This is a genomic window from Falsiroseomonas oryziterrae, from assembly GCF_021864505.1.
Taxonomy (GTDB): Bacteria; Pseudomonadota; Alphaproteobacteria; order Acetobacterales; family Acetobacteraceae; genus Falsiroseomonas; species Falsiroseomonas oryziterrae.
Window position 1 is genome coordinate 1 of sequence record NZ_JAKJIB010000273.1, and the last position, 5774, is coordinate 5774.

The following is a 5774-nucleotide window of genomic DNA, read 5'->3' on the forward strand; positions in this document are numbered from 1 at the left end:
CGGGATCGCCGCGGCGTCGGCCGCCGAGATCGGCCGGCTGAACATCCTGCGCGCCACCCAGCTCGCCATGGCGCGCGCCCTGGCGCGCCTCCCCACGCCGCCCGACCTCGCCCTGGTGGACGGCAACCAGCCGCCCGCACTGCCCTGCGCCGTGCGCTGCGTGGTGGGCGGCGACGCGGCGAGCCTCTCCATCGCCGCCGCCTCGATCCTCGCCAAGGTCACCCGCGACCGCGCCATGGCGCGGCTCGACGCGCGCTGGCCGGGCTACGGCTTCGCCGCGCATCAGGGCTATCCGACCGCCTCGCACCGCGCGGCGCTCGCCCGGCTCGGCCCGACGCCCCACCACCGGCGCGGCTTCGGGCCTGTGGACCAGGCGACACTCGCCCTCTGAACCCGTCCCCGTCGCGACCGGGTTGGTTGACGCGGCGAGTCCCGCCCGCGCATGGTGCCCGCCGATTCGCGGGGAGCGCGTGGCCGCAACGATGGGAACGGGTCTCGACCTGACGCTCGACCAGGTGCTGGTCGGCGACTGCATCGAGATGCTGCGGTCCCTGCCGCCGGCCTCGGTCCACGCCGTCTTCGCCGACCCGCCCTACAACCTCCAGCTCAAGGGCGAGCTGCGCCGTCCCGACAGCTCCGTCGTGGATGCGGTGGACGACGACTGGGACCGCTTCGAGGATTTCGCCGCCTACGACGCCTTCACCCGCGAATGGCTGGCCGAATGCCGCCGCGTGCTGCGCAAGGACGGCACACTCTGGGTGATCGGCAGCTACCACAACGTCTTCCGCCTCGGCACCGCGCTGCAGGATCTCGGCTTCTGGATCCTCAACGACGTCATCTGGCGCAAGTCCAACCCGATGCCGAATTTCCGGGGCCGGCGCTTCACCAACGCGCATGAGACGCTGATCTGGGCCGCGCGTGGGCCGGAGAGCCGCTACCGCTTCAACTACCAGGCCATGAAGGCGCTGAACGACGACCTGCAGATGCGGAGCGACTGGTTCATCCCGCTCTGCACCGGGCATGAGCGGCTGCGCGGCGCCGACGGGTCGAAGCTGCACCCGACGCAGAAGCCCGAGGCGCTGCTGCACCGCGTGATCCTGAGCTGCACGCAGCCGGGCGAGGTGGTGCTCGATCCCTTTCTCGGCTCCGGCACCACCGCCGCCGTGGCGCGCCGGCTCGGCCGCCGCTTCATCGGCATCGAGCGCGAAGAAGGCTACGCGGCCGCCGCGCGCGAGCGCATCGCGGCGGTGGAGCCGCTGGCGGAATCCGCCGCGCTCGCCCTGCCGTCGAAGCGCGAGCAGCCGCGCATCGCCTTCGGCGTGCTGGTGGAACGCGGGCTGGTTCCCGCGGGCTCGACGCTGACCGACCGGCATCGCCGCTGGCGCGCCGTGGTCGGCGCGGACGGGACGCTGCGCTGCGACGCCGTGGTCGGCTCGATCCACAAGGTCGGTGCCGAACTGCAGGCGGCGCCGTCCTGCAACGGCTGGACCTTCTGGTTCCTCGAGACGCGCGACGGACGGCTCCGGCTGCTCGACGAGTTGCGGACGGAGGCGGTGGCCCAAGGGGCGTAGCGAAGGTGGCTGAGGCGAGGCCGGTCCTCTGGCTGATCGCCGGACCGGAAGGTGTCGGCAAGACGACCCATGCACGACGCTACCTGAGGAGCGTCGCCGGCACCGAGCGTTTCGTGAATCTCGACGAGATCGCACGCGGCTTCTCGCCGCCGACGCCGACGCCCGATGCCGAGACGGCCGCCGCCGCGACGCGCGCCGTGCTGACGCGCAGCGCGGAGAACATCGCCGCCCGCCGCAACTTCGCGCGGGAAACGACGCTCGCCGGCCGCACCCATCTGCGGACCCTGGGCGCCGCGAAGAGGGCCGGTTTTGCCGTGAACCTCCTCTTCTGCATCCTGCCCGACATCGAGGTCGCGCTGCGCGCCGCCGCTTCCCGCGCGCCTGCATCAATTTCACCACCTACGCCGCGCGTTGCGACCTGTGGAGGATCCTCGACACGGGGCTGGCCGAGCCGCGCCTCGTCGCCTCCGGCCCGCCGGCCATGGTCGCCGATCAGCGCTTCAGCGCGCGCAGCAGCGCGAGTGCCGCGGCGGTCTTCACCAGCGTGCCGGGGATGAACACGACGAAGCCGGCCTGCACGGCCCGCTCCAGGCCGACGAACCCGGCCAGCCACGCCACGCCCGGCGCGAAGAGCAGCAGATGCGCGCCGAGCAGCACGAGGCCCTGGCGCCACCAGACGAGCCCGCGCGCGAAGCCCGCCACCCAGGCGGCGAGAAGGAAGCCGAGCAGGTAGCCCGCCGTCGGCCCGGCCAGCACCCCCGGCCCGGCCACGCCGCCCGCGAAGAAAGGCAGCCCCGCGATCCCCTGCGCCAGGTAGGCGCCGACCGCCGCCACGCCCAGCGCCGGCCCGCCCGCCGCGCCGAGCAGCAGCACGGCCATGCTCTGCAGCGTCGCCGGCACCGGCCACATCGGCAGCGTGACCTGCGCCGAGGCCGCGAGCAGCCAGGAGCCGAGCACGGCGAGCGATGCGAAGCGCAGCGCGCCGCGCGGTACGGGAAGGGCGAGGGTCATCGGACGATCCTTCATCTCCGGCGCGCCTCTTCGGCCGGCGTGGCCTCGTTGTCCAGCAGGGCGAGCAGCCGGCGCATGACCGTGGGCATCGCCGCCTGCGCCGCGTCGCGTGCCATCCAGGCGCAGCCCTCCGGCGCCGCGCCGGGATGACGCGCGCGCAGCAGCGTCATGCGAAGCTCGAAATGGGTGAAGCCGTGCTGCGCCTCGCCGCGCAGCGCGGTCCAGCGCAGCCCGGCGAGCGGCGCATGGGTCAGCGCCTCGGCGCGGGCCCAGGTGTCGTCGCGCCAGGGCGTGCCGGGCACCTCCAGCATGCCGCCGAGCAGCCCGCGCTCCGGCCGGCGGCGCACCAGGATGCGGCCCGCGCCGTCCTCGACCAGGAAATGCACGCCGTGCCGCGTCGGCCGCGCGGCCTTGGGCGCCTTTCGCGGCAGCGTCTCCTGGATGCCCTGGCGTCGTGCCGCGCAGCACTCGTGCCAGGGACAGAGCGCGCAGGCCGCGCGCTTCGGCGTGCAGATGGTCGCGCCGAGGTCGAACAGCGCCTGTGCGAAGTCGCCGGGGCGTGCGCGCGCCGCGTCCTGATCCATCCAGCGCTGCGCCAGCGCGTCGAGCCGCTTCTTCGCGCCGGGCAGCGGCGCCTCCTCCGCATGCACCCGCGCCGTCACGCGCTCCACATTGCCGTCGGTCGGCACCACGGCGCGGCTGAAGGCGATCGCCGCCACCGCCGCCGCCGTGTAGGGGCCGATGCCGGGAATGGCGCGGAGATCCTCCACCGTGTCGGGGAACCGGTTGCGCGCCGCCAGCGCCTTCGCACCCGCATGCAGGTTGCGGGCGCGGGCGTAGTAGCCGAGCCCGGCCCATTCCTCCGCCACCTCCTCCCACGGCGCGCGCGCCAGGGCGTGGACGTCCGGGAAGCGCGCCAGGAACCGCGCGTAGCGCGGCCCGACCGCGGCGACCGTGGTCTGCTGGAGCATGACCTCGGACAGCCAGACGCGGTATGGGTCGGGCGGTCCCGATCCGTCGCGCCAGGGCAGGGCGCGGCGGTGGCGGTCGTACCAGGCGAGCAGGTCTTGAGCGGGAGGCAGCACGGGTGACCAAGGATGGGGACGGACGGCGATTCCCGGGAGCCCCCCTGCCGATCGGCACCCTGATCCCAGCTGTCACCCGCCCGGCCTTCCGCAAGCGCAGCCCGGCCGGCGCCCAGGTGCTGGCCGACTGGGCCCAGATCGTCGGGCCGGCGCTGGCGGCGGTGACCACGCCGGTGCGGCTGTCGGCCGGCACGCTGACGCTGGCCTGCTCCGGCCCGATCGCGATGGAACTGCAGCACCTCGCCCCGGAGCTGATCGCCCGCATCAACGGCCAGCTCGGCCGCGCGGCGGTGGAGCGGCTGCGCTTCGTCCAGCAGGCCGGGCCCCCTGGCGCGCGCCCGCCCCCCCCGCCCGCCCCGCCCGCGGCCGTTCCGACTCCGGTGCGCGAGCGGCTGTCCGACCTGCCGGATGGCGAGCTTCGTCAAGCCCTGGAAAAGCTGGCGGGCCGCGTCTATCGGAAATGCTAGGGTCTCCCCCCGAGTCCCAGCCCAGCGCCGGAGTCCGACTGAATGACCCCTCGCCGTTCCGTCCTCGCCCTGGCCGCCCTTGCCCTGCCCGGCGCCGCCCTGGCCCAGCAGGCCGCGCCCGAGGCCGACCCCCGCCTGGCGGAGCGCAGCGTCGGCCGCCCCGACGCCCCGGTGACGGTGCAGGAGTACTTCTCCCTCACCTGCGGTCATTGCGCCGCCTTCCACCGCGACACCTGGCCGCGGGTGAAGCGCGACCTCGTGGACACCGGCCGGGTGCGGATGATCTGGCGCGACTTCCCGCTCGACCAGACCGCGCTGATGGCCGCGATGGTCGCCCGCGCCCTGCCGCCCGATCGCTACGAAGGCTTCATCTCCACCCTGTTCCAGACGCAGGACCGCTGGGCCTTCGCGCGCAATTCCGACCCGCGGACCGAACTCGCCCGCATGGCGGCACTCGCCGGAATGTCGCGTGAGGCCTTCGACGCGACCATCACCGACCAGGCGCTCGGGCGCGGCATCCTCGAGATGCGCCTCGCGGGCCAGCAGCAGCACAACGTCAACTCCACGCCGACCTTCGTCTTCGGCAGCCGCGTCGTGCCCGGCAACATGCCCTTCGACCGCTTCGCCGCCATCGTCGCCGAGACGCGCTGACCTCCATGGAGATGGACGCGGCAGGGGCGCCCGTCGCCGGCGACGCGGCGCAGCAGGAAGACCAGCAGGCGCAGCAGGAGCCCGGCCGCACCGAGGCGCCCGCGGCCGAAGGCCGGACCGAGGCCCAGGTCGAGGCGGCGCGCAGCGCGCGGCTGACGCGGCTCCGCATCGCCGGCTTCAAGTCCTTCGCCGAGCCGACGCTGGTGGAGGTGATGCCCGGCCTCACCGGCATCGTCGGCCCCAACGGCTGCGGCAAGTCCAACATCGTCGAGGCGCTGCGCTGGGCGATGGGCGAGACCAACGCGAGGACCATGCGCGGTGGCGAGATGGAGGACGTGATCTTCGCCGGCACGGCGACCCGCGCCTCCCGCAACTTCGCCGAGGTGACGCTGACGCTCGAGGAGGCGCTCGGCCTCGCGCCCCCGCCCAATGCCGAGGTGGCGGATCTCGAGATCGCGCGAAAGATCGAGCGCGGCGCCGGTTCCGCCTTCCGCGTCAACGGCAAGGAACTGCGCGCGCGCGACGTGCAGACCATGTTCGCCGACATCGGATCGGGCGCGCGTTCCTCCGCCATGGTCAGCCAGGGCCGCGTCGCGGCGCTGATCCAGGCCAAGCCCGAGGATCGCCGCGCGGTGCTCGAGGAAGCGGCCGGCATCGCCGGTCTGCGCGCGCGCCGGCACGAGGCGGAACTCAAGCTGCGCCAGGCGGAGACCAACCTCTCGCGCGCCGAGGACCTGCTGAGCGAGATGGAGGGCGCGCGGCAGGGGCTGCAGCGCCAGGCGCGCCAGGCGGCGCGCTACCGCAACATCTCGGGCTTCGTGCGCGCCGCGGAGGTCGAGTGGCTGGCGATCCTGCGCGCCCGCGCCCAAGCCGCGCTGGCCGAGGCGAAGGAGGCCTTCGCCCGCGCCCGCGCCGCGACCGGTGACGCCGAGTTCGAGGCTGAGGGCGCCGCCCGCCGCGCGCATGCGGCCGAACAGGCGCTGCCCGCC

General features: G+C 74.3%; 8 protein-coding genes. 6 read left to right on the forward strand and 2 right to left on the reverse strand.

Going from position 1 to position 5774, the window contains the following annotated elements:
• The 3 genes from L2I40_RS17875 to L2I40_RS24585 all read left to right on the forward strand — a co-directional run.
• Nucleotides 1–391, forward strand: a 391-nt coding sequence (locus L2I40_RS17875; RefSeq protein WP_237216549.1) for a ribonuclease HII, incomplete at its 5' end; no start/stop codon positions are given.
• Between the two features lie 91 nt (nt 392–482).
• Entirely contained in the window at nt 483–1571 is a 1089-nt protein-coding gene (locus L2I40_RS17880) for a site-specific DNA-methyltransferase (protein ID WP_237216556.1), read from the forward strand.
• Between the two features lie 5 nt (nt 1572–1576).
• Nucleotides 1577–2128: an AAA family ATPase gene (locus L2I40_RS24585; RefSeq protein WP_372491076.1), complete on the forward strand. Its 552-nt coding sequence runs from the start codon at nt 1577–1579 to the stop codon at nt 2126–2128.
• On the opposite strand, the gene L2I40_RS17890 is transcribed toward L2I40_RS24585, so the two are convergent.
• Both L2I40_RS17890 and L2I40_RS17895 read right to left on the reverse strand, forming a co-directional pair.
• The gene (locus tag L2I40_RS17890; protein WP_237216551.1) at nt 2064–2582 is read right to left on the reverse strand and encodes a biotin transporter BioY; all 519 of its coding nucleotides are present in this window, start codon (nt 2580–2582) and stop codon (nt 2064–2066) included. The genes L2I40_RS24585 and L2I40_RS17890 overlap by 65 nt on opposite strands.
• An 11-nt stretch (nt 2583–2593) precedes the next feature.
• Nucleotides 2594–3667, reverse strand: a complete 1074-nt coding sequence (locus L2I40_RS17895) for an A/G-specific adenine glycosylase (protein WP_237216552.1) — start codon at nt 3665–3667, stop codon at nt 2594–2596.
• Nucleotides 3668–3669: 2 nt separating this feature from the next.
• Between L2I40_RS17895 and L2I40_RS17900 the strand changes: the two genes are divergently transcribed.
• The 3 genes from L2I40_RS17900 to L2I40_RS17910 form a co-directional block, all read left to right on the forward strand.
• Nucleotides 3670–4134: a DUF721 domain-containing protein gene (locus L2I40_RS17900; RefSeq protein ID WP_237216553.1), complete on the forward strand. Its 465-nt coding sequence runs from the start codon at nt 3670–3672 to the stop codon at nt 4132–4134.
• 42 nt (nt 4135–4176) lie between these two features.
• Nucleotides 4177–4785 carry a DsbA family protein gene (locus L2I40_RS17905; protein ID WP_237216554.1) on the forward strand — a complete coding sequence of 203 codons (609 nt, stop codon included), beginning with the start codon at nt 4177–4179 and terminating at the stop codon, nt 4783–4785.
• Nucleotides 4786–4796: 11 nt separating this feature from the next.
• A partial coding sequence (locus L2I40_RS17910) for an AAA family ATPase (RefSeq protein ID WP_237216555.1) occupies nt 4797–5774 on the forward strand: 978 nt, incomplete at its 3' end.

What these genes read in the sequence shown, in the direction of transcription:
- L2I40_RS17880 (WP_237216556.1), top strand. Translation starts at nt 483, where the DNA reads ATGGGAACGGGTCTCGACCTGACGCTCGACCAGGTGCTGGTCGGCGAC.
- L2I40_RS17890 (WP_237216551.1), bottom strand. Translation starts at nt 2,582, where the DNA reads ATGACCCTCGCCCTTCCCGTACCGCGCGGCGCGCTGCGCTTCGCATCG.
- L2I40_RS17905 (WP_237216554.1), top strand. Translation starts at nt 4,177, where the DNA reads ATGACCCCTCGCCGTTCCGTCCTCGCCCTGGCCGCCCTTGCCCTGCCC.